Genomic DNA, 22,150 nt, shown 5'->3' on the forward strand with positions numbered 1-22,150 from the left:
GGCCGGCGACCCGCGCGTGCGCATCGTCGATCTCACCCGGCGCTTCGGCAAGGAAGCCGCGCTCACCGCCGGCATCGACGAAGCCGCCGGCACCGCCGTGATCCTGATCGATGCCGACCTGCAGGACCCGCCCGCCCTGATCCCCGCGATGGTCGAACGCTGGCTCGCCGGTGCCGAGGTCGTCGCCGCGAAGCGCACCGACCGCATGTGCGATCCGCTGATGCAGCGCGTAGCCGCCGCGCTCTACTACCGCGTGCACAACCGCCTCTCCGAAGTCGAGATGCCCGAGAACGTCGGCGATTTCCGGCTGATGGACCGCCAGGTCGTCGACGCGCTGCGCGCGCTACCCGAGCGGCGGCGTTTCATGAAAGGCCTGTTCGCGTGGGTCGGCTATCGCACCGAGATCATCGAATACACGCGTGCGCCACGCAGCGGCGGCCGCTCGAAATTCTCCGGATGGCGGCGCTGGAACTTCGCGCTCGAAGGCATCACGAGCTTCAGCACCGTGCCGCTGCGCGTCTGGACCTACGTCGGCCTCGCGTTCGCCGCCCTCTCGTTCATCTACGGCGCCTTCATCGTCATGCGCACGCTGCTGTTCGGCAATCCCGTGCACGGCTACGCGTCGCTCATCTCCGTGATGCTGTTCGTCGGCGGCATCCAGCTGATCGGCATCGGCGTGATCGGCGAATACCTCGGCCGCATCTATCACGAGTCGAAGCAGCGCCCCGTCTATCTCGTGCGGCGCCGTTATCGCGCGCAGCGGGACACCGCCGCGCATCCTGCGTCGAAACTGCTGCAGTTCCCGCTCAAGCGCACGCACGCGGCCCGCCGCCGGACGCCGCTCCCCGCGACTGCCGCCGGCCACGGCGCGCGGAAAATCTCCATCAAGTAGTCGCTACACGCCGCATGGATTTCCCCCGGGACACGACGCGATCGGCGGACCATCCCGTCCGCGCATGGCTGACTCCGCGGCGCGTCGTCGCGTACAGCGCGGTCGCGCTCGCGTGCTACGCGCTGTTCGGCGCGATCTGGGTATCCGTCGTCCGTCATGCGCCGGCCACCGCCTTGTCGCGCCCGGGCCCCGACTACGCGGTGTTCTGGACGGCGTCGTACGTGATGCTGCACGGCTCGCCATGGCAAGCGTACGATGTGCCGACCTTCACGCGGCTGGCCGCCGACCTGTTCCCGCAGTTCCGCCGCGAAGACCTCGTCGCGTGGCTGTACCCGCCCACCAACCTGCTGCTCGTGACGCCGCTCGCGCTGCTGCCTTTTGCGATCGGCTATCCACTGTTCGTCGCGTTCGGTATCGCCGTGTTCGGTTTCGCCGCTTCGCGCGTATCGGGCCTCGGCGCGATCCCCGGCGCTGCGCGCGTCGGCGGGTTCGCGCTGGTCGCCGCCCCGTGCGTGTTCGTCACCGGGATGTTCGGGCAAAACGCGTTCCTGACCGCGTCGTGCGCGGCGCTGGCCGTCTGCTGGGCGGACCGCCGGCCGATGTGGGCCGGCCTCTGCATCGGCCTGCTGTCGGCCAAGCCGCAACTGGCGTTGCTGTTCCCGTTCGTGCTGGTCGCCACGCGCGCATGGCGCACGATCGCGTGGGCCGCGCTCGCCACCACCGCGTTCGCCGCATCGAGCATCCTCGTCTGCGGCGTCGAGTCGCTCCATCGGTTCGTCGCCGGCACCGCGCTCGCGCGGTCGCTCCTCCTCGAGCAAGGTGTCGTGTTCTGGCTCGCGTCGCCGGCGCCGTTCGCCGCCTTCCGGCTCGCGGGCCTGACGCCCGGGCTCGCGTATGCCGCGCAGGCGTGCATCGCGGCGCTGGCGATCGCAGCCGCCTGCATCGTGTGGACGCGTTCGCGCGACATCCGCATGCGTGCCGCCGTCCTGGCGGTCGCGACGCTCGCGGCGAACCCTTACGTGTGGCACTACGAGCTCGCATGGCTCGGCATCGCGATCGCGTGCATGCTGGCGACCGGCTGGCAGGACGGCTGGCTGCGCGGCGAGCAGGCCGCGATCGCGCTCATGTGGCTGCTGCCGCTCGTCGAATACCTGAACCCGTGGCTGCAATGGCCGCAGATCGGCCCGGCCGTGACGCTGTTCGCGCTCCTCGCGCTGCTGCGCCGCGCCGGCCCGCGTGCTCACAACGCGAGCCGCGGCGGCACGTAGACGCCGTAGTACGGCCCGACGCCGGTCCCTGAGCCCGACATCTTCACGCCGGCGACGAAGTGGCCCTGGATGTACTTGTACGTGCCGCCGAGCGACACGTCGATATGGAACGGCGCGAACGCGACGATCGGCACGGTGGTGCTGGTCGCGGTCTGCGTGACGACCGGCAGCACCACCGTCGTGCCGACCGGCACCGATGTATAGAGCGTCGCCTTCACGCCGGTCGCGAGATTGATGCTGTCGCCGATGTTGAGCGCCGTCGGGTTGCCGGTCACCATCAGGTTGCCCATCGTCGTCGTGTCGGTCGCGGTCGACTGGAACGAGGTCCACTGCCCGCCCATGCAGAGCAGGCCGTAGACCTGGCCGTTCGTGATCGAGAACTCGTACGGCTGGCCGGTCAGCGGATTGATCAGCGGCTGGTTGGTCGCGGCGTTCCAGTACAGGTTGTACACGCACTGGTCGATCGCAACCGGAAACAGTGCGCCCGCCGCCACCCCGCCCGGCGCCGCCAGCACCGCCACCGCGGTCGCGCTGCCGGAGGCGCCGGGAATCCCCAGCAGCCCGCCGAGCAGCAGCGGAATCGAGCCGCCGTTCACGCCGGGCGCGCGCGACACGGTGACCTGCACCGCCGGCACGTCGTAGGTGCCGGGCGTGATGGTCGTCGGCTGCATCGACGCGGGATTGCGCGTCACGTTCCAGTATCCGGTGGTCACCGTGCCGGTCGACAGCGCCGCACCGGCCGCCGAGTTCCGCGCGATCACGCCGTTCGCCGCCGGCGCGGCCTGCGACCAGTTCACCGCGCCGCCGCTCGGCGACATCATCGCATCGGCCCCCGCGAGCGCGGCCGCATCGGCCGCGTTCTGCAACTGGTTGTTCACCGTGACCACCCACGCGATGTCGATCGCCAGTGCGCCGAACGACAGCAGCGGAATCAGGAACATCAGGAAGAACAGCGCGACCGAACCGCGCTGCCGCGCGGGGCCGGCGGGTTGCGTTGCGCGCGCGTCATTCATAGAGCATCACCGAAGTCGCCGAAACCGTCACCGGGCCGGTGAGCGCGCTGAACGCCGAACCCAGCACGAGCCCCGTATACGTGTAGGTCACGGTCACCGTCAGCGCGGTGCCCGACGTCGTGCCGTTCGCCTGCGTCACGGTCACCGCCGGGGTGGTCGCGGTGCCGCCGGTGATCAGGCTGTTCTGCATCGCGTTCTGCGCGATGCCCGCGATCTGCGTCGTGGTCAGCATCGGCACGCGCAGCACGACACCGGCCCGCGCCGCCTCGCGGCTCGCGTTCGTGATGACGGCCTTGTCGCACAGGATCAGGCTGGTGTCGATGATGCCGATCAGCACCATCAGCAGGAACGGCAGCATCAGCACGAATTCGAGAGACACGACGCCGCGCGCGCGGCGGGCGCCGGCCGCCCCGCGTGTCATTTTGCGGCCCCCGCACCCGGCGGTGCGGCGCCCGGCTCCAGCGCCGCGCCGGACATCGGCGGCGCGGCACCGGCCCCCCCTGCACTGCCGCCGCCCCCGCGCGACGCGAGCCGCGCGCGCACCGCCTGGTAGAAGCGCAGGTTGTCGGCCACCGCCGACGCGGGCAAATCCGCGGACAGCAGCTTCTTCGCCGAATCGGTATTGCCGAGCACGCCGTACGCGAACGCGAGGTTCTGGCGCGCCTGCCACGGCGCGGACGGCAGCCCGGCGACGTCGAGCAGCACGTTCACGCCCTCGCGCGGCCGGTTGCTCAGCACGAGCGACAGCCCGAGGTCGACGCGCAGCCCCTGCGCGTCCGGGTGCGCGCGCAGCGCGTCGCGATACACGACCTGCGCATCCGCATGACGCCCCTGCAGGTCGAGCACGGTGCCGAGCCCTTCCGCCGCGAGCGGATGGTTCGGCTGCGCGGCCAGCAGGTCGCGATAGCGCTGCGCGGCTTCGTCCAGACGCCGCTGCCGCAACGCGACGCGCGCGAGCCCGAGCCGCGGGCCGAGCTCCGCGGGCGCCTGCCGCTGCGCGTCGTCGTAGAGGATCCGCGCGCGCTCCAGGTCGCCCGCGCGATAGTTGACGTCGCCGAGCCCCAGGCGCGCCGCGAGCGATTCGGGATGCTTCGCGAGCACCTTCTCGTACAGCGTCGATGCGAGATCGACGTTGCCGCCGGCCAGCGCGCTGTCCGCGATGCGCAGCTCGGCCTGCGGGTCGTCGCTCTTGTGCGACAGCACCGGCCGCGTCTGGATGCCCGGCGCGCAGCCGCCGGCCAGCACCGGCAGCACGGCCGCGAACGCGAACGCGAACGCGCGTATGACGGATCGTGTCATCTGAATACCTCGAGCAGGCGAATCGCCGCCGGGCCCGCCGCGATCAGGCACACCGTCGGCAGGATGAACAGCATCATCGGCAACGTGATCTTCGGCGCCAGCTTCGCGGCCCGTTCCTCGAGCGCGACGATCTGCTCGGTGCGCTCGGTGCGCGACAGGGTGCGCAGCGCCTGCGTGATCGGCGTGCCGAAGCGCTGCGACTGCGTGAGCGTCGTCGCGAGCGACCGCGCCGACGTGAAATCGACGCGCGTCGCGAAATGCGCGAGCGTCGCGGACACGTCGCCGCTCAGCGTGAGCTCGTCCGCGCACACCGTCAGCTCGTCGGCGAGCGGCGGGCAGATGCGCGACAGTTCGTGCGCGACGCGCCGGATGCCCGACGCGAGGCTGTTGCCGGCCATCGTGCAGATCACCAGCAGGTCGAGCGCGTCCGGAAAGCACGCGGCGATGAGCCGCCGCCGCCGCCGGATCATCGCGCCGAGCACGTATTCCGGCACGATCACGCCGATCACGAACGCGGCGACCATCGCCAGCGCCCGGATCACGAAGTATTCGCCGAAGCGCGGAATCAGCGGGCTGAACACGATCGCGCCGCATGCGAACAGCACGCCGCAGCTCAGCTTGATCCCGATCATCGACGACACCGCGCGGCGCTCGCGAAAGCCCGCGCGCGTCAGTTGCAGGCCGAGCTTCACGCGCTGCATCGGGTCGAGCACCGGCAACCGTTCGCCCAGCTGCGCGAGCCGGCGCGTCAGGTCCTGGCGAACGCCGCCCGGCTGCAGCCACCCCGTCACGGGAGCCGGCGGGTGCTGCCCGGCAGCCTGCCGCACGCGCGCGGCGATCCGCTGGCGGGTGCCGCCGCCGGGTCTGCCGAGCACCGCCGCGACACAGGCGAGCAACAGCAGCAATTCGAAGCCGCGGGCGGCCAGTATCGACATCGTCATCGCGCGGTATCCAGTTTCGAGATCTTGCGGATCAACAGCAGGCCGACCGTCAGCAACCCGGCCGCGATCGTCAGCATCGTGTGCCCCGCGTGCGTCGAGAACAGCAGCATCACATAGTCGCGGTTCACGAGAAACAGCGCGCCGATCATCACGAACGGCACCGCTGAAATGATGTTCGTCGTGATGCGCCCTTCGGCGGTCAGCGCGCGGGTCTTCAGGCGGATGTCGCGGCGCGTGCGGATGATGCTCGACAGCTCGTCGAGCGTTTCGCCGAGGCTGCCGCCGGTCTCGCGCTGCAGCAGCAGGTAGACGGTGAAGAACGAGAAGTCCGCGATCATCAGCCGGTCCGCCGCCTGCGTCAGCACGTCCTTGAGATCCGCGCCGACGCGCAGGCTGTCGCCCATCGAACGGAACGTCGCGCGCACCGGCTCGGCCGCGCCGTCGCCGACCATGCTGATCGCCTGCGTGACCGGAATGCCCGCGCGCACGGCCCGCACGATCACGTCGATCGCGTCCGGGAACGCTTCGAGAAAACGCACCCGGAAGCGGTCGACCAGCGCACGGTAGCTGGCGCGCATCGCGACCAGCGGCAACCCGGCATAGATCAGCGGACGCAGGAAACCCGGCGGCCCGATCAGCTTCACCGCGACGATCGCCGCGATCGCACCGGCGATCGTGCTCGCGACGACGATCCTCACCCCGCCCTTGCCGCCCACCGCGCGCACCCGCGTTACGCGGCGTTGCAGCCATGCGCGCAAGCGGCCTTGCCGGCGCTCGAGGTTGAACAGCGCGACGCCGGGCGCGGCGGACGCGTGCCCGGCGTGCCCGGCGAGCGACGGCGACAGCTTGCGCATCCGTGCGCGGATGCGCTGCGCCGGGTGATGGCTCGCGCGATCGAACAGCGACGACAGCACGAGCCCGATCGCGAGGATCGTCACGAACCCGCCCACCGCGAACAGGTCGGCGGCCCTCATTGCCGGAAGACCTCGGCGAGCGCATCCTCGACGCCGTAATACGCGGCACGCGCCGCGAATCCCGGCCGCAACGGCGACGCCTCGAACACGCCCTTCACCGAATCGCGCGTCGTGTCGCCTTCCTGGCGGAACACGAACAGGTCCTGCGTGATGACCACCTCGCCTTCCATCCCGACGATCTCGGTGATCCGCGTCACGCGCCGCACCCCGTCGCGCATCCGTTCGATCTGCACGAACAGGTGCACGGCGCTCGCGATCTGGCGGCGGATCGACAGCAGCTGCAGGTTCGCGTTCGCCATCATCACCATGCTCTCGAGCCGGCTGATCGCGTCGCGCGGCGAATTCGCGTGAATCGTCGTCATCGAGCCGTCGTGCCCCGTGTTCATCGCCTGGAGCACGTCGAACGCCTCGGGGCCGCGAATCTCGCCGAGGATGATGCGGTCGGGCCGCATCCGCAGCGCGTTGCGCACGAGATCGCGCTGCGAGATCCCGCCGAGCCCCTCGGTATTTTCCGGGCGGGTCTCGAGGCTCACGACGTGCGGCTGCAGCAACTGCAGCTCGGCGGCATCCTCGATCGTCACGATCCGTTCGTGCTGCTCGATATGCTGCGACAGCGCGTTGAGCAGCGTCGTCTTGCCCGAGCCGGTGCCGCCCGAGATCACGATGTTCAGCCGGCACGCGCACGCGACCTTCAGCACCTGCAGCATCGGATGCGAGATGTTGCCCTGCTGCGCCATCCGCGCGAGCGTGATGTCGCGCTTCGCGAACTTGCGGATCGAGATCGACGGGCCGCGCATCGCGATCGGCGGCAGCACGACGTTCACGCGGCTGCCGTCGGCGAGCCGCGCATCGACCATCGGGCTGCTCTCGTCGACGCGCCGCCCCACCGCCGCCGCGATCCGCTGCGCGACGCTCGCCACGTGCGCGTCGTCGCGGAACTTCAGCGACGTGAGCTCGAGCCGGCCCGCGCGCTCCACGTACACCTGGTCGGGCCCGTTGACGAGGATGTCGGTGACCGTGTCGTCGGCCAGCAGCGGCTCGATCGGCCCGACGCCGAACATGTCGTTCAGGATCGCATCGACGATCAGCACCTGCTCGCCGGCCGTGATCTTCAGGCGCTCGCGCTCGACCGTGTGCGCGGCCACCTGCTCGATGCCCGCGCGCACCTCGTCGCGCGTCTTCATCAGCGCCGCCGACATGTTCATCGACGTGAACACCGCGTGGCGGATCGCATCGAACTTGCTCGACCGGATCAGCGCCTCGTGGGTATCGGCCGCCACGGGCGCACGGGCCGATGCCGACGCGGGCGCAGGTGCTTCCGCCGGTGCCGGCTCGTGCGCCACGGCGGGCGTCGCGGCCGGCACGGGGTTCGCCGGCGGCCGGTTGCGGGTACCGAACGTCACGATCCCTTCCTCCACTTGACGAGCCGCGCATACCACGGCTCGGCGACGGCCATCGGCTCGCCGGTAATGCCGTTCGCGAGCTGCCGGATCTGATCCACGAAGCCGTGCCGCTTCGCGCCTTCGATCGGCTCGCCGAGATTCTCGGCGACGGCGAGCGTCTGCGGCTCGTGCGGCAGTTCGTGCAGCGGCGCGCCGCCGAACGCCTCCTCGAAATCGACCGGCTCGACCCGGCCCGCGACGGGCGCGAGCGGGTTGTTCAGCACCATCGACAGCAGCCGCTCGCCGGGCAGTTCCCGCACGAAACGCACGAGCCGCGCGGCCTCGTATGCGGCATGCACCGAGCGGTCGACCACGACATGGACGAGATCGGATGCGACGAGCGCGTCCTCGAGCAGCTTGCCGGCACCGCTCCCGACGTCGAACAGCACATAGTGGAAGCGGTCCTTCAGCATGTCGACCAGGCGCGCGACGGCCTCGTCGCCCACCGGGGCGTCGGCACCGTACGCCAGCTCGGCGGACAGCACGTGCAGCCGGTCGCCCTTCGTGACGAACATGCGCTCGAACAACGCGTCGTCGGGGCGCTGGCCCATGTTCAGCAGTTCGATCAGCCCGTTGTTGCTGGACAGCCCGAACATCGAGTTCGCGCCGCCGCCATGCAGGTTCAGGTCGACATAGGCCACGCGGCGGCGCTTCTCGCCCGCCAGGAAGCGCGCGAGGCTCACCGTGATCGTGGTCGCGCCGACGCCGCCGCGGGCGCCGACGAAGCTGACGACCTTGCCGGTACGCGCCTGGACGACCGACTCCGTGGCCGTAAGCGCGCGCCGCATCAACTCGACGGTCAGCGGCTTGACGATGTAGTCCTGCACGCCGATGCCGAGCAGGTTGCGAAACAGCCCGACGTCGTTCTGCGTACCGATCGCGATGACGCGCACCGACGGGTCGCACACGTCGGCGAGCCGCATCAGGTCCGACACCGGCAGCACCGAATCCGACACGTCGATGACGAGCTGGCGCGGCGAACGCTCGTACTGCTGCAGCAGCCGGATTGCATCGTCGCAGGTGCCCGCCTGCAGATGGGTGCGCGTGATCGACAGCTCCTGCGCGACGCGGCGTATCACGTCCTCGCTGCCCGGATCGGCGACGACCGCGACGAGATCGGCCGCTCCCGCGGACGCGGCGCGCCGGGTGTGCTGGCGATCGAGGAGGTTCATGGGCGGCATCGTGATGGCATCCGGGTCGGTTCAATGGCCGGGCGAGCCGGTCGTCAGCGTCTTGCCGGGTGTCGGCTGCTTCACGCGATCCTCGACGTAGCGGCGCACCGCGTCGGCCGCGGCCTGCGCGTCCGCGCCGCCGTAAGGCACGGGCGCGACGAGATCCTCCGGCCGCGCGAGCATCGCCGCGAGGTTCGAGTAGGTCGCGCAGCCGAACGGCACGCCGGGCCGCGCGTACCCCGCGTCGACGAGATGCGACGGCTGCATCAGCGTCGCGCAATCGGGCGGCACCGCGCGCGCGCCGTCGAAGCCGATCGTCCGCGCATCGGGCAGGTTGACCGGCGGCGGCGCCGACAGGCAGCCCGCGAGCCCCAGCGGCAGCAGTGCGGCAACGATCGATCGGGTTCGCATGGGCGCGCCTCCGGTTCAGTACACGAAGCCCGCGGCGCCGACGAGGCGCGGCGTATCGCCCGACAACAGGTCGAGCCCCAGGTTGCGCTGCACCGCGAACTCCAGGTCGCTGCTCGGCCGCGCGACCGTGTCGATCGCCTGCTCGAGCTGGCCGGGCCCGGCCGGCTGCACGATGTACGGCGTGACGATGACGACCACCTCGGTCTTGTTGTCCTGGAAGTTCTTCGACGAAAACAGCCGGCCGATGATCGGCAGCCGGCCGAGCCCCGGGATCTGCGACACGGTGTCGGCCGTCTGGCTCTGCAGCAGCCCGCCGATCGCGAAGCTCTGCCCGCTCGACAGCTCGACCGTCGTCTCGACGCGCCGCACCGTGAGCCCCGGCACCTTGACGCCGCCGGTCGTCACGCTGTTGTTCGCATCGACCTCGCTCACTTCCGGCCGCACCTTCAGGCTGATCCGGTTGTCGGCAAGCACGGTCGGCGTGAAATCGAGCGACACGCCGAACGGCTTGAACTCGACCGTGATCGCGCCGGTCGACGAGCCGGCCTGTGCGACCGGGATCGGAATCTCGCCGCCCGCGAGGAAGCTCGCGGTCTCGCCGGACATCGCGGTGAGGTTCGGCTCGGCGAGCATCGTGATCAGGCCCTCCTGGTCGAGTGCGTCGAGCACCACGTCGATCGACCAGCGCCCCGCGCGGAACCCGCCGAGCACGGAGAACGCGCCCGTCGGCGACAGGTTGAACAGGCTGGTCGTCGGATCGAACAGCGTGCGCCCGTTGAACAGCCCGCCGACGAAGTTGCCGGCCCCGCCCAGCGAACTCCAGTTGATGCCGAGCTGCTGCGTGATGTTGCGGCTCACCTCCGTCACCCGCACGCGCAGGTTCACCTGGATCGGGCGCGACAGCGTGAGCCGGTTGACGATCTTTTCCTTGTCGTGCAGGTACGGCGTGAGCGACTGCATCACGGCGTCGGCGTCGGCCGCGCTCGGCACCTTGCCCGACACCATCAGCGAGCCCGGCGCACCGGACACCGACAGCTTCAGTTGCGGAAAGCGGCTGTCGAGCACGCCCTGCAGCGACGCCGTGTCGACCTGCACGATCACCGTCTTGCGCAGGATCGGACGATGGTTCGCGCCGAGCGCGATCAGCGTGGTCGTGCCCGCCTTCTTGCCGAACACGAATACGGTACGCGGCGACGGCACCTGGATGTCCGCGATGGCCGGATCGGCGACGAACATCGCGGTTGCGGGCTCGGGCAGCGACAGCAGTTCCCCCTTGCCGGTCGCGATCGACAGCGCCGCGCCCGCGTCCGGCGCCCGCGCGACCTGCGCGGCGGCGCCCCCGGACGCGATGCCGCAGGCCAGGCCCAGGAAAGCGATCCAACGAACCATGCGCACCATGCGTGTTCCCGTCAAATGCCGGCCGCCGGACGGACGGCCCGAATCGTCAATCCGTCACTGCACCGTCGCTCCCGGCGGCGGCGCACCCGCCTGCGCCGCGACATTGGCACCGCCCGGCGCCGCGGGCATCGCCGGCCACGACGGCAGCCCGGACGGCAGCGGCGGCAGGCCCGGCGTGCCGGTTCCGCCGCCGTGCGATCCGTCGTCGACCGACGAACCGCGATAGATCACCACCGCGTTGTTCCGCCACGCCGGCCGCGCGCCCGCATCCGGCCTGGCGGACGGCTCGCGCGCAATCTCGCGCGCCGCGCGCGACACGTCGCCAGCCCACACCGGCTGGGTATCGGCCTCCTGCTCGTCGCCGCCCGCCGGCTGCCGCCGGTCGCTCGTCGCGAAGCTGCGCAGCGCGAGCGACAGCGAGCCGAGGCGGGTCGCCACCAGCACGACCTGCGCGGTGCGCGGCGCGACCTCGAGCGTGACCGTGCGCGCACGCGCCGTCGCGTCCGGCGCGCTCGCGGGTGCCTTCGCGCGCTGGAATTCGGAACCGACCGCGAGTACACGCGCGCGCCGCACCACCGTCTCCGCTTCGAACGTGCCCGGCGACGTCGCCGAGCCGCCGATCTGCTGCGTCAGCAACACGTCGACGAAGTCGCCCGGCTGGATCAGCCCCGCATTGCCCGACACGTCGTCGACCGGCACCGAGATCGCGCGCATGCCGGGTTGCAGCGCGGCCGCGAGAAAATCCGGCGCGCCGGCCGGAATCACGTTCTCGACGCGAATCGGCGCGCCCGCGCCCACGCGGTTGCGTAGCAGCGCGCCCTTCAGGTCCGCGCCCGGCTGCGACTCGACGAACGCGCCGGCCGGCACCTGCGCGCGCGGCATCCGTTTCCACGCGAGATCGTTGTCGCGCAGCAGCAGCCCTTCCGGCAGGTCGGCGGCGGCGACCCGCACACGCGCCTGATCCGTTTCTACGGGCACCGACGGCGTCGACGCGGCGACGTACAGTTCGCGCAGGATGAACGCACCGATGCCGGCGGCAACGACGAGCACGGCCATTCTCAGCGGTTTGGGCATGGCGGCGTGCGTCCCCCGGGCTAGGTAAGCGAAACCGTGTGTGGAAACGACACCCAGACGGCCAGCGTGCCGCCGAGCGCGAGCGCCACGCCGTACGGCACGCCGCGCGCGTCGATCGCGTGCACCGGCGTGGCACGCCGCGACCGCGATACCAGCAACGCGACGCCGCACAGCGCACCGCCCGCGCCGACACTCGCCAGCACCGGAAACACCAGCGCCGGGCCGGCCCACAGGCATACCGCCGCCGCGAGCTTGACGTCGCCTCCGCCGATCCAGCCCGCGTGGCGCATCGCGCCGAACAGCAGCAGCGTCGCCGCGCCGATCGCGACATGCCCGGCCAGCGGTGCGAAACCGTCGCGCGCGAGCGCCGCCGCGACGAAATACAGCGCCGCGAACGCGAGCACCACGCGATTGGGCAGCCGCCGGTCGCGCAGATCCTGCGCGGCGAGCGAGGCCAGCAAGACCGTGGCCACCGACTGCACGAGCGTGAGCATGGGAGAGCCGTCCGTCGACACGCACCGGCCGCGGATACGTTCTACCGCTGCGGATCCCGGTGTTCGTCGGTGGCGCGCGGGTTCAGCGGATCAGATCAGGCTCGTCACCTTGTTGATCAGCGTCGTGAATATGCTCGGCAAGCCGCCGCTGGTGCTGCTGAGGATTACGCCGACCGCCGCCAGCGCGACCACGACGATGCCGGCCAGCACTGCGTATTCGAGCGAGCTGACGCCGCGTTCGTCACGCAGCAGGGACTTGACGTATTGCAGCATGGCAACCTCCGTGTAACGGGTCGGTGACCGACCGTTGAACGCAAAGACGCACCCTTGCTCCGGCGGTTGCGCAGGACATTCGCCCATTGCGATGCCTGCGGGCGACCCTGGCACTGGGTCGTTCGCATCCCCCGGAATACTCTCGAACACGACAACACGCGGCGAGCAACGATGACTTCGACCGTTGCGTGCCCGCATCCCTGGTGCGGTCTTCCCGCACGATGCAACCGCGCTGATTCGTCTAGGGTATAGACAATTTTTCAGGCGAATTCAAATGATTTGGCGTCGGAGTGCATTTATGGATTTCATGCTGCAACGATGAAAGCCATATCGCTCATTTGCCTTCATTTTTCTCGCGGTATTTCGCGTGGTTCACCTATCTGAACAGGCATAGCCACTGTTGCGGCGCATGATTTTCCGACCGGCCATCGAACCGTTTCCATTCGATTTGTCGGCATGCCGGATCGATCGACAGTGGCTCGTTTCTCCTTATCCAGCGTGCCTTCCCGGCAAAATTGACCGGCCCTCGTCGCATTTCCCCGATTACCTGCCTCCATCTTTCCGCCCGGATTCGTCCAGCGATCCTTACGTAAATCCATCCACGTCACCATTGCGATTTTCAAATCGACGATTTCCCTATTCCGCATCCGGCCGCAATCGACATGATGGGAATCCTGAATGAATCTCCAATGCATGTGAATGCGGTTCTCCGTCGCAAAGAACGGAACGCGCGACGCGGCAACCCGTAAAGCGGCGATAAGCATAGTTCAAATCGTTTCTTGTCCGGCCCCGGCACGTCATCGAGAATGCCCCGACGGGCTGCGGCCCTGCCTTGTTCCTCAACGTTCCGGACCCGTCGATTCATGCTTCCACTGCGCCTGCTGCGATCGCTGCTCATTGCGTCCCTCATTGCGTTGCCGGCCGCCGCCGCGCACGCCGACAAGCCCGCCACCATCCGCATCGGCGTCGCCCAGCAAGGCGCCGGCGATCCGCCGACGTTCGGCGGATCGAGCCCCGCCACCGCGCAGTTGCAGCAACAGGTCGAAAAGGAGTTCGCGGCAGACGGCATCAAGGTGGAATGGCTGTTCTTCAAGGGCGCGGGGCCTGCCGTCAACGAGGCGATCGCCAACAAGGCGCTCGACTTCGCGTACCAGGGCGACCTGCCCGCCGTGCTCGCGCGTGCGAACGGAATCAAGACGCGCCTGCTGCTCGCCGCGAGCGTGCGCTCGGGCGTCAAGATCGCGGTGCCGCCCGACTCCACGATCCGCTCGATCAAGGACCTGAAGGACCGCCGCGTGTCGATCTTCCGCGGCACCAACCTGCAGCTCGTCGCCGACAACGCACTCGCGAAAAACGGCCTCGGCGAACGCGACCTGCGCGTGATCAACCTCGATGCCGCAAGCTCGCTCGCCGCGCTCGCGTCGAAAGGCATCGACGCGTCGGTGGGCGACTACCAGTTGTACAAGCTGCGCGACGCAGGGCTCGCGAAGATCATCTACGAATCGCAGAACGACGGCCCGCAGTTCACGCGCCAGACCCACCTGCTCGTGCTCGACGACTTCGAGCGCGCGCATCCGGACATCGTGCAGCGTGTCGTGACCGCGATCGTCAAGAGCGCGCAATGGTCGTCCGACGAAGCGAACCGCGATGCGCTGTTCAAGCTGTGGGCGAAGAGCGGCGTGCCGGTTTCGTCGTGGCAGGCCGACTACGCGAACCAGCGCCTGAAGGACCGCTTGTCGCCGCTGATCGATCCGTTCTTCGTCGCGCGCTACAAGTCCGTCGCGCAGGATGCGCTCGCGTTGAAACTGATTCGCCAGCCGGTCGACGTCGACGGCTGGTTCGAGCCGAAGTATCTCGACAACGCGCTGCGCACGCTGAAGCTCGAAAACTACTGGCAACGATACGACGCGGCCGGCAAGCCCCTTTCCTGACCCGGACTTTCCCGATGAGCGACACCGCGTTTTCCGTCCCGTCGTCCGACACTCGCACGCCCGCCGCGCTCGCCGCGCAGCCGCACCCGGCGGCGCACGTGAAACGATGGCCGTGGCGGCTCGCGCCGTGGCTGCTGCCCGCGCTGCTGTTCGCGCTGTGGAGCGTCGGCAGCGCGCGCGGCTGGATCGCGCCGCAGATCCTGCCGCCGCCGGAACGCGTGTTCGACGCGCTCGCGGATCTCGCGACGAGCGGCGATCTCGTGCGCCACACGCTGATCAGCCTGCAGCGCGTGCTGGTCGGGTTCGCCGCCGGCACGCTGCTCGGCTTCGCGACCGGCGTCGCGCTCGGCCTGTCGCGCACGCTGGAAGCCTACGTGCTGCCGAGCTTCAACGCGCTCGTGCAAATTCCGGTGCTCGGCTGGCTGCCGTTCCTGCTGCTGCTCGTCGGCGTCGGCGAACCGCTCAAGTACCTGCTGATCGCGCATGCGGCACTCGTTCCCGTCACGCTGAGCACGCTGCAAGGGTTTCGCCAGACACCGCCCGCGCTCGACGAAGTCGCGCGCGTATTCGGCTACACGCGCCGCCAGCGCATCGTGCACGTCGTGCTGCCCGCCGCGATCCCGACGCTCGCGACCGGCGTGCGGCTCGCGTTCACGAAGTCGTGGCTCGCGCTCGTCGTCGTGGAGCTCGTCGCGTCGTCCGAAGGGCTCGGCTACCTGATCGTGTACGGGCGGCAACTGTTCCAGCTCGATCTCGTGATGGCCGCCGTGATCGTCGTCGGGGCGGTCGGCCTGCTGATCAACCGGCTGCTCGACGCGCTCGAGGCGCGCCTGCGCCGCGGCGTGCCGTCCGCCTTCCGGGGCTGAGCCACACACGATGCCCGCCCCGCCCGCGCAACCGAAGGAGATTCTCCCGTGACGCATTCCGCTTCGCCGGACGCCGCACCGCCGGCCGCCACGGCCGCCAGGGTCGCACGCCGCCTGCGTGCGCCCGACTGGCGCGGCTTCGTCCTGCCGCTCGTCGCGTTCGCGCTGTGGTGGGCCATCGCCTCCGCGCACCTCGTGAACAGCGGCCTGCTTGTCGGCCCGGCCGACGTGTTGCGCACCGCATGGGTGCAAGCCACGAGCGGCGCGCTCGGCCGCGCGCTGTCCGCGTCGCTCGCGCGCGAAGCCTGCGGTTTTGCGATCGGCGCGGCCGGCGGGCTGCTGCTCGGCACCGCGCTCGGGCTGTCGCGCCTCGCCGCGCGGATGGTCGGCCCGAGCTTCGACACGTTCAAGCAGATCTCGCTGTTCGCGTGGATTCCGCTGATTTCCGTATGGTTCGGCCTCGGCGACGTCGCCAAGGTCGTGTTCCTGTCGCTCGCCGCGCTGCTGCCCGTTGCCGCGCACACCTGCGACGGCATTCATGCGGTGCCGCGCGCGTATGTCGACGTCGCCCGCGCGCTGCGCTACTCGCGGTTCCAGCTCGTGCGCCACGTGATCCTGCCGGCCGCGCTGCCGTCGATCTTCACCGGGCTGTATCTCGGCCTGATCTATTCGTGGCTCGCAACGCTCGGCGCCGAATACCTGCTGGTCGCCGGCAGCGGGATCGGCAACACGCTGATCGACGGCAGCGAGCAGTTCCGGATGGATCTCGTGCTGTTCGGGATCATCGTCGTCGGCGTGACCGGCTGGGCCCTAAACGCGATCGCACGCGCGATCGAGCGCAAGGTGCTGGCCCGGCGCGGCGACCTGCCGCGCTGATCGCCCTTTCCTTACCTCCTTCCTCGCACCGCCATGACGACCCTCGCCTCCGATTCGCTCGACATCCTCCACGTGAGCAAGCACTACGCGCAACGCGGCGCCGCGCTCGCCGTGCTCGACGACGTGTCGCTGCACGTGCGCGCCGGCGAGTTCGTCACGATCGTCGGCGCGAGCGGTTGCGGCAAGTCGACGCTGCTGCGCCTGATCGCCGGGCTCGACACCGATTACGCGGGCGAGATCCGTGCCGGTGCCGAGCGCGTCCGCGATACGTCGCTGCAGCGCGGGATCGTGTTCCAGGATCACCGGCTGTTCCCGTGGCTGACCGTCGCGCAGAACATCGAGGCCGCGCTGCGCAACGCGCCGCTCGATGCGGCCGCGAAGCGCCGCGCGGTCGCCGATCACGTCGCGCTCGTCGGGCTGAACGGCTTCGAGCACGCGTATCCGAACCAGTTGTCGGGCGGGATGGCGCAGCGCGTCGCGATCGCACGCGGCCTCGTGAACCGCCCGCGCGTGCTGCTGCTCGACGAGCCGTTCGGCGCGCTCGACGCGCAGACGCGCGCGCGGATGCAGAACGAGCTGCTGCGCATCTGGGAACAGGAGCGCATCACGATGATCCTCGTCACACACGACGTCGACGAAGCCGTGTATCTCGGCGACCGTGTCGTGACGATGGCGCCGCGCCCGGGCCGCATCGAGCGCATCGTCGATGTCGCGCTGCCGCGCCCGCGCCGGCGCGATTCACCGGAATTCGCACGGCTGCGCGACACCGTGCTCGCCGGTTTCGACGACGGCGAACCGCCGGGCGACGACCACCCGCGCGGCAAGCGTATCGACCCGCCGCGCCCGCACCGGATCGGCGAATGGCGGCTCGCGTGGTAGCACGCATGGCGCTTCGATTTGCTCAGCACGACGACGCATATCGATCGTCGCCGCTCGCACGCTAAGGTTGTGACGATTCATCGGTTCCGGTTGCGCACGGTCCCTGCTTGAATGGAGACTCGACCGACCCGACTCCAGGAGACTCCCGATGTCCGAAGTCCAGCACGCCGCTCACCCGTCTTCGCATGCTTCGCACGCCGCACCGCGCACGGCCGCCACCCCGCTCCAGCTTCGCCAGGTCGCCGGCCGGATCGGCGCCGAGATCGCCGGCGTGCGGCTGTCGGGTACGCTCGACGACGCGACGTTCGACGCGATCCAGGCCGCGCTGCTGCGCCACAAGGTGCTGTTCTTCCGTGGCCAGCACCACCTCGACGACACCGCGCAGGAAGCGTTCGCACGCCGCTTCGGCGAGACCGTCGCCCACCCGACCGTGCCGTCCGTCGACGGCAGCGCGCACCTGCTCGAACTCGATTCCGCACACGGCGCGCGCGCCAATTCGTGGCACACCGACGTGACGTTCGTCGATGCGTACCCGAAGGTCTCGATCCTGCGCGCGGTCGTGATTCCGCCGTTCGGCGGCGATACCGTGTGGGCCAACACGGCCGCCGCCTATGCGAACCTGCCCGACACGCTGCGCGCACTCGCCGACACGCTGTGGGCGCTGCATACCAATGCATACGACTATGCGTCGACGCACGTGCATGCGGACGATGCGCAACTGAAGCGCTATCGCGAAGTGTTCACGTCGACCGTCTACGAAACCGAGCACCCGGTCGTGCGCGTCCATCCGGAAACCGGCGAGCGCACGCTCGTGCTCGGGCATTTCGTGCAGCGGCTCAAGGGGCTGTCGGCGCAGGATTCCGCGCACCTGCTGCAGGTGTTCCACGAACATGTGACGCGTCTCGAGAACACCGTGCGCTGGAACTGGCAGGAAGGCGACGTCGCGATCTGGGACAACCGCGCGACGCAGCACTACGCGATCAACGACTACGGCGATGCGCGCCGTGTCGTGCGCCGCGCGACCGTGCACGGCGACGTGCCGGTCGGCATCGACGGCCGCCGGAGCGTCGTGCTGAAGGGGCCGGGCGCGACGCTGCAATAACGCCCGCGTCACGCGGCGGCGCCGTTCCGTGCCCGCCGCCGCACCTGCCTCCCCGCCACCGGACACCCGACCATGCCTTTCCCGCCACCGGACCGACGCGCGCACGCGCAACGATGTCGGCCCCGCACCCCGTTCACTTCCGCCAGGAGCGTCGCATGAGCGCCTTACTCGAACCCGCCGCCGAGCCGATCGACGTGATCCCGCTGTCCGCCCATATCGGTGCGGAAATACGCGGCGTCGACCTCACGCAACCGCTGACCACGCCGCAGATCTCGGCGATTCGCGCCGCGCTGCTGAAATGGCGCGTCATCTTCTTCCGCGAGCAGTTCCTCACGCACGAGCAGCACGTCGCGTTCTCCGCGCAGTTCGGCGAGCCGACGGTCGGCCACCCGGTGTTCGGGCACGTCGACGGGCATCCCGCCGTGTACTCGATCGCGAAACACCGCAAGGCAACCCGCTTCGAAGGCGAACCGGTGCGCCGGCCGTGGACCGGCTGGCACACCGACGTGACGGCCGCCGTGAACCCGCCGTGGGCGTCGATCCTGCGCGGCGTGACCATCCCGTCTTACGGCGGCGACACGCACTGGACCAACCTCGTGCGCGCGTACGAAACGCTGTCCGCGCCGCTGCGCGGCTTCGTCGACGGCCTGCGCGGCCTTCATCGCTTCACGCCGCCGGCCGGCGCGCGCGCAACCGATGCGTTCGACGACGCGGTCGAACGCCGCCCGCTCGTGACCGAACATCCGCTCGTGCGCGTGCACCCGGAGACCGGCGAACGCGCGCTGTACGTGAGCCCGAGCTTCCTGAAATCGATCGTCGGGCTGACGCCGCGCGAGAGCCAGGCCCTGCTCGAACTGCCGTGGGAACACGTGACGCGGCCCGAATTCACGATCCGCTTCAAGTGGGAGCCGCGCAGCATCGCGTTCTGGGACAACCGCGCGACCGCCCACCTCGCGCCGGTCGACATCTTCGATCTCGACTTCGACCGCCAGCTCTATCGCACGACGCTCACCGGCGACGTGCCGGTCGGCCCCGACGGCCGGCCGTCGGTCGCACTCGAAGGCTCGCCGGTCGAGGCCGCGGCGGCGGTCGCGCTCAACTGAACCGGCGGCAGCCGGCGCACCGCGGCGCGCCGGCCTTTCCTTCGCTTCCGTCACGCCATGCGGATGAATGCGCGGGCCGCGCGTGTGCGCGGCCCGTCCGTCAATCCAGCCAGACCCCGTCGAAGCGGTGCCCGCCGAGCGGCGAGAACGTCAGCCCGTGCACGCGCTTCGACACGGGCAGCGACACGATCGACGTCGCGATCGGCGTGAACGGCACCTGGTCCTTGAACACGACCTGCGCCTGTTCGTACAGCGCCGTGCGTTTCGCGACGTCCGCATTGGAACGCGCGGCGTCCACCAGCCGTTCGAAATCCTGGTTGCACCATTTCGCGAGATTGCTGCCGTGCACAGCGTCGCAACCGAGCAGCGTGCCGAGCCAGTTGTCGGGATCGCCGTTGTCGCCCGACCAGCCGTACAGGATCGCGTCGTGCTGCCCTTCGAGCTTCGCGCGGCGGTTGTATTCGCCCCATTCGTAGCTGACGATCTTCGCGCGCACGCCGATCTTCGCCCAGTCCTGCTGGATCAACTGCGCCATCAGCTGCGCATTCGGGTTGTACGGGCGCTGCACGGGCATCGCCCACAGCGTGAGGTCGAAGCCGTTCGGGAAACCGGCCTGCGCGAGCAGCGCCTTCGCGGCCGCCGGATCGCGCGGCGCATCCTTCAGGCGCGGGTTGTACGACCATTGCGCGGGCGGCATCGGGTTCGTCGCGATCTTCGCGTCGCCGTTGAACACGGTCTTCACGATCGCCGACTTGTCGATCGCGATGTCGAGCGCGCGCCGCACGTCGACGCGATCGAGCGGCGCATGCTGCGTGTTGTACGCGACGAAGCCGACGTTGAAACCCATTCCCGAGAACAACGACAGCTTCGGGTCGCGCCGCACCGTGTCGAGGTCGGCCGGCCGCGGGAACACCGACACCTGGCATTCGCCGGACACCAGCTTCTGCAGGCGCGCGGCCGGATCGGGCGTGATCGCGAACACCAGACGGGCGAGCTTCACGTCGTCCGGCTTCCAGTAGTCCGGATTCGCGTCGTAGCGGATCAGCGCGTCCTTCTGGTACGTGCGCAGCAGGAACGGCCCCGTGCCGACCGGGAACTGGTTGATGTCGGCCTCTCGATGACGCGCCGCGAGCTGCGACGCGTACTCGGCCGACAGGATCGACGCGAACGCCATCGCGAGATTGCGCACGAACACGACGTCGGGCGTCTTCAGCACGAAGCGCACCGTGTAGTCGTCGACCTTGTCGATGCGTTCGATGTTGCGGTCGAAACCGAGGTCGCTGAAATACGGGAAGCTGACCGGATAGGCCTTGCGGAACGGATCGTCCCGATCGAGCATCCGGCGGAACGTGAATACGACGTCGTCGGCCTGGAACGGCCGCGTCGGCTTGAACCAAGCGGTCGTCTGGAACTTCACGCCGCGCCGCAAATGGAACGTGATCGTGCGCTGGTCGGGCGACACGTCCCAGCTCGTCGCGAGCGACGGTTCGAGATCGAGCGTGCCGCGCCTGAACTGCACGAGCCCGTTGTAGATCGTGAACGTGCTCGCGTCGAAATCGGTGCTCGTCGTGTGCTGGCCCGGATCGAAGCCGGCCGGGCTGCCTTCGGTGCAATACACGAGCGTCTTGCCAGCGGGCGCGGCAAGCGCGTGGGTGGCCGCGCCGGCGAGCAGCAGCGACGCCGCGATGCAGCGCAGCGCCGTCGCGGCGCGCGGCGGTTTCCGCACGCGACGCGCGGCGGGCGAAACGAAAGAGGTCTTCATGGTGGCGGAATCGATGGCTGTCATGCAGATGACGACGGCCGATCTTCGCGCGTCGCCCGCCGATCGCTTACCAATTAATTCCGCGTTGCTTATCGCTGGATCGGCATCCCGCCGCCGCGGCACGGGGATGTCCGTGCGAGCGTCGGGCACGTGGCCCGCGTGGTCTCTTCCGGCCCCGTGCAGGTTCGCCGAAATGGGCGCATCGTATCGGCTGGCCAACGCCGGCGCGCATCCCGTCGCGCCGCCGATTCCAGGAGGACACACCATGCCTGTCAGCCCCGATACGCCTGCTCGCCCGGTGAAGACGCCGGGCCCCGATCACCCGATCACGATCGAATCGCACCCGCGGCGGGTCGTGGTCAAGGCGGCCGGCCGGATCGTCGCCGACACGCGCCGCGCGCTGGCGCTGCGCGAAGCCGCCTACCCGGCCGTGCTGTACATCCCGCGCGAGGACGCCGACCTGACGCTGCTGCTGCGCACCGATCACGCGACCTACTGCCCGTACAAGGGCGACTGCGCGTACTACTCGATCCCGGTCGGCGGCGAACGCGCGGTCAATGCCGTCTGGACCTACGAGGCGCCCTATCCGGCCGTCGACGCGATCCGCGGGCATCTCGCGTTCTATCCGGATCGCGTCGATTCGATCGAGGAAAGCCCGACCGGCTCCGATTGAGCGTCGCGGCAGCGGTTCAGGCAGCGGCTCGTCGAACGCCGGGCGGCCACGCGTGTGACGCGGCGATTTCTCCGGGGCGGCCTGCCATGCCGCGCCGTTCCGGCCGCGTTCCGGCCGTGTTCCAGCCGCGGTTTGACCACGTTTCGGCTCGTCGCTGCGGGTTCCGGCTCGTCCCGGCGGGTTTTTGCACCGATCGCCGGAGCGAAAGCCGACAACGCGTCCACCGCTGATTTGCATATGCGCATTCGTTGGTTGGCCGCCGGTGCGGGCGGACGTATCGTCACGAGTCCGGCGCGGGCCGGCCCGT

General features: G+C 69.6%; 23 protein-coding genes. 9 read left to right on the forward strand and 14 right to left on the reverse strand.

What is annotated here, in order from left to right; translation table 11 throughout:
- Both FOZ70_RS05185 and FOZ70_RS05190 read left to right on the forward strand, forming a co-directional pair.
- On the forward strand, positions 1 to 892 hold an 892-nt coding region (locus FOZ70_RS05185), incomplete at its 5' end, for a glycosyltransferase (protein WP_219705100.1).
- 14 nt (positions 893 to 906) lie between these two features.
- Positions 907 to 2,160, forward strand: a complete 1,254-nt coding sequence (locus FOZ70_RS05190; protein WP_219705102.1) for a glycosyltransferase family 87 protein — start codon at positions 907 to 909, stop codon at positions 2,158 to 2,160.
- Here FOZ70_RS05190 and FOZ70_RS05195 read toward each other — a convergent pair.
- The 13 genes from FOZ70_RS05195 to FOZ70_RS05255 form a co-directional block, all read right to left on the reverse strand.
- Positions 2,133 to 3,173 (reverse strand): TadG family pilus assembly protein, encoded by a 1,041-nt coding sequence (locus FOZ70_RS05195; RefSeq protein ID WP_059815304.1) that lies wholly within the window; start codon positions 3,171 to 3,173, stop codon positions 2,133 to 2,135. The two genes, FOZ70_RS05190 and FOZ70_RS05195, sit on opposite strands and share 28 nt — an antisense overlap.
- Positions 3,166 to 3,594 (reverse strand): TadE family protein, encoded by a 429-nt coding sequence (locus FOZ70_RS05200; RefSeq protein WP_059649041.1) that lies wholly within the window; start codon positions 3,592 to 3,594, stop codon positions 3,166 to 3,168. The genes FOZ70_RS05195 and FOZ70_RS05200 overlap by 8 nt, the downstream gene beginning before the upstream one ends.
- The gene (locus tag FOZ70_RS05205; RefSeq protein ID WP_219705104.1) at positions 3,591 to 4,472 is read right to left on the reverse strand and encodes a tetratricopeptide repeat protein; all 882 of its coding nucleotides are present in this window, start codon (positions 4,470 to 4,472) and stop codon (positions 3,591 to 3,593) included. The genes FOZ70_RS05200 and FOZ70_RS05205 overlap by 4 nt, the downstream gene beginning before the upstream one ends.
- Entirely contained in the window at positions 4,469 to 5,413 is a 945-nt protein-coding gene (locus FOZ70_RS05210) for a type II secretion system F family protein (RefSeq protein WP_219705105.1), read from the reverse strand. The genes FOZ70_RS05205 and FOZ70_RS05210 overlap by 4 nt, the downstream gene beginning before the upstream one ends.
- Complete coding sequence (locus tag FOZ70_RS05215) at positions 5,410 to 6,387, reverse strand: type II secretion system F family protein (protein ID WP_219705106.1); 978 nt, start codon at positions 6,385 to 6,387, stop codon at positions 5,410 to 5,412. The genes FOZ70_RS05210 and FOZ70_RS05215 overlap by 4 nt, the downstream gene beginning before the upstream one ends.
- Complete coding sequence (locus FOZ70_RS05220) at positions 6,384 to 7,790, reverse strand: CpaF family protein (RefSeq protein WP_219705107.1); 1,407 nt, start codon at positions 7,788 to 7,790, stop codon at positions 6,384 to 6,386. Before FOZ70_RS05220 ends, FOZ70_RS05215 begins: the two co-directional genes overlap by 4 nt.
- Entirely contained in the window at positions 7,787 to 9,010 is a 1,224-nt protein-coding gene (locus tag FOZ70_RS05225) for an AAA family ATPase (protein ID WP_042978295.1), read from the reverse strand. The genes FOZ70_RS05220 and FOZ70_RS05225 overlap by 4 nt, the downstream gene beginning before the upstream one ends.
- Positions 9,011 to 9,031: 21 nt before the next feature.
- A complete protein-coding gene (locus tag FOZ70_RS05230; RefSeq protein ID WP_021164087.1) occupies positions 9,032 to 9,412 on the reverse strand; it encodes a CpaD family pilus assembly lipoprotein in 381 nt (126 codons plus the stop codon).
- Positions 9,413 to 9,427: 15 nt separating this feature from the next.
- Positions 9,428 to 10,810 carry a type II and III secretion system protein family protein gene (locus FOZ70_RS05235; protein ID WP_021164088.1) on the reverse strand — a complete coding sequence of 461 codons (1,383 nt, stop codon included), beginning with the start codon at positions 10,808 to 10,810 and terminating at the stop codon, positions 9,428 to 9,430.
- A 54-nt stretch (positions 10,811 to 10,864) separates the two neighbouring features.
- The gene (cpaB, locus tag FOZ70_RS05240) at positions 10,865 to 11,884 is read right to left on the reverse strand and encodes a Flp pilus assembly protein CpaB (RefSeq protein ID WP_219705109.1); all 1,020 of its coding nucleotides are present in this window, start codon (positions 11,882 to 11,884) and stop codon (positions 10,865 to 10,867) included.
- A 20-nt stretch (positions 11,885 to 11,904) separates the two neighbouring features.
- A complete protein-coding gene (locus FOZ70_RS05245; RefSeq protein WP_219705111.1) occupies positions 11,905 to 12,378 on the reverse strand; it encodes a prepilin peptidase in 474 nt (157 codons plus the stop codon).
- A gap of 90 nt (positions 12,379 to 12,468) precedes the next feature.
- A complete protein-coding gene (locus tag FOZ70_RS05250) occupies positions 12,469 to 12,651 on the reverse strand; it encodes a Flp family type IVb pilin (RefSeq protein WP_021162901.1) in 183 nt (60 codons plus the stop codon).
- Positions 12,652 to 12,995: 344 nt separating this feature from the next.
- Positions 12,996 to 13,415, reverse strand: a complete 420-nt coding sequence (locus FOZ70_RS05255) for a hypothetical protein (protein WP_219705113.1) — start codon at positions 13,413 to 13,415, stop codon at positions 12,996 to 12,998.
- A gap of 99 nt (positions 13,416 to 13,514) precedes the next feature.
- On the opposite strand from FOZ70_RS05255, the gene FOZ70_RS05260 reads away from it, so the two are divergent.
- The 6 genes from FOZ70_RS05260 (at position 13,515) to FOZ70_RS05285 (ending at position 19,408) form a co-directional block, all read left to right on the forward strand.
- Positions 13,515 to 14,582: an ABC transporter substrate-binding protein gene (locus tag FOZ70_RS05260; protein WP_059552942.1), complete on the forward strand. Its 1,068-nt coding sequence runs from the start codon at positions 13,515 to 13,517 to the stop codon at positions 14,580 to 14,582.
- A 14-nt stretch (positions 14,583 to 14,596) separates the two neighbouring features.
- A complete protein-coding gene (locus FOZ70_RS05265) occupies positions 14,597 to 15,448 on the forward strand; it encodes an ABC transporter permease (protein ID WP_219705114.1) in 852 nt (283 codons plus the stop codon).
- Positions 15,449 to 15,496: 48 nt separating this feature from the next.
- Positions 15,497 to 16,324, forward strand: coding sequence for an ABC transporter permease (locus FOZ70_RS05270; protein WP_059484249.1), 828 nt, complete (start codon positions 15,497 to 15,499; stop codon positions 16,322 to 16,324).
- 33 nt (positions 16,325 to 16,357) lie between these two features.
- Complete coding sequence (locus FOZ70_RS05275; protein ID WP_021162897.1) at positions 16,358 to 17,203, forward strand: ABC transporter ATP-binding protein; 846 nt, start codon at positions 16,358 to 16,360, stop codon at positions 17,201 to 17,203.
- 148 nt (positions 17,204 to 17,351) lie between these two features.
- Complete coding sequence (locus FOZ70_RS05280) at positions 17,352 to 18,305, forward strand: TauD/TfdA family dioxygenase (RefSeq protein ID WP_219705115.1); 954 nt, start codon at positions 17,352 to 17,354, stop codon at positions 18,303 to 18,305.
- Positions 18,306 to 18,460: 155 nt separating this feature from the next.
- Positions 18,461 to 19,408: a TauD/TfdA family dioxygenase gene (locus FOZ70_RS05285; protein ID WP_219705117.1), complete on the forward strand. Its 948-nt coding sequence runs from the start codon at positions 18,461 to 18,463 to the stop codon at positions 19,406 to 19,408.
- A 100-nt stretch (positions 19,409 to 19,508) separates the two neighbouring features.
- Here the strand turns inward: FOZ70_RS05285 and FOZ70_RS05290 are convergent, their stop codons facing one another.
- Positions 19,509 to 21,170: an ABC transporter substrate-binding protein gene (locus FOZ70_RS05290; RefSeq protein WP_048026485.1), complete on the reverse strand. Its 1,662-nt coding sequence runs from the start codon at positions 21,168 to 21,170 to the stop codon at positions 19,509 to 19,511.
- Between the two features lie 265 nt (positions 21,171 to 21,435).
- On the opposite strand from FOZ70_RS05290, the gene FOZ70_RS05295 reads away from it, so the two are divergent.
- Positions 21,436 to 21,843: a DUF427 domain-containing protein gene (locus FOZ70_RS05295; RefSeq protein WP_048026487.1), complete on the forward strand. Its 408-nt coding sequence runs from the start codon at positions 21,436 to 21,438 to the stop codon at positions 21,841 to 21,843.
- Positions 21,844 to 22,150: the final 307 nt, after the last annotated feature.

The organism is Burkholderia sp. COPS (assembly GCF_019425585.1).
Lineage (GTDB): Bacteria > Pseudomonadota > Gammaproteobacteria > Burkholderiales > Burkholderiaceae > Burkholderia > Burkholderia cepacia.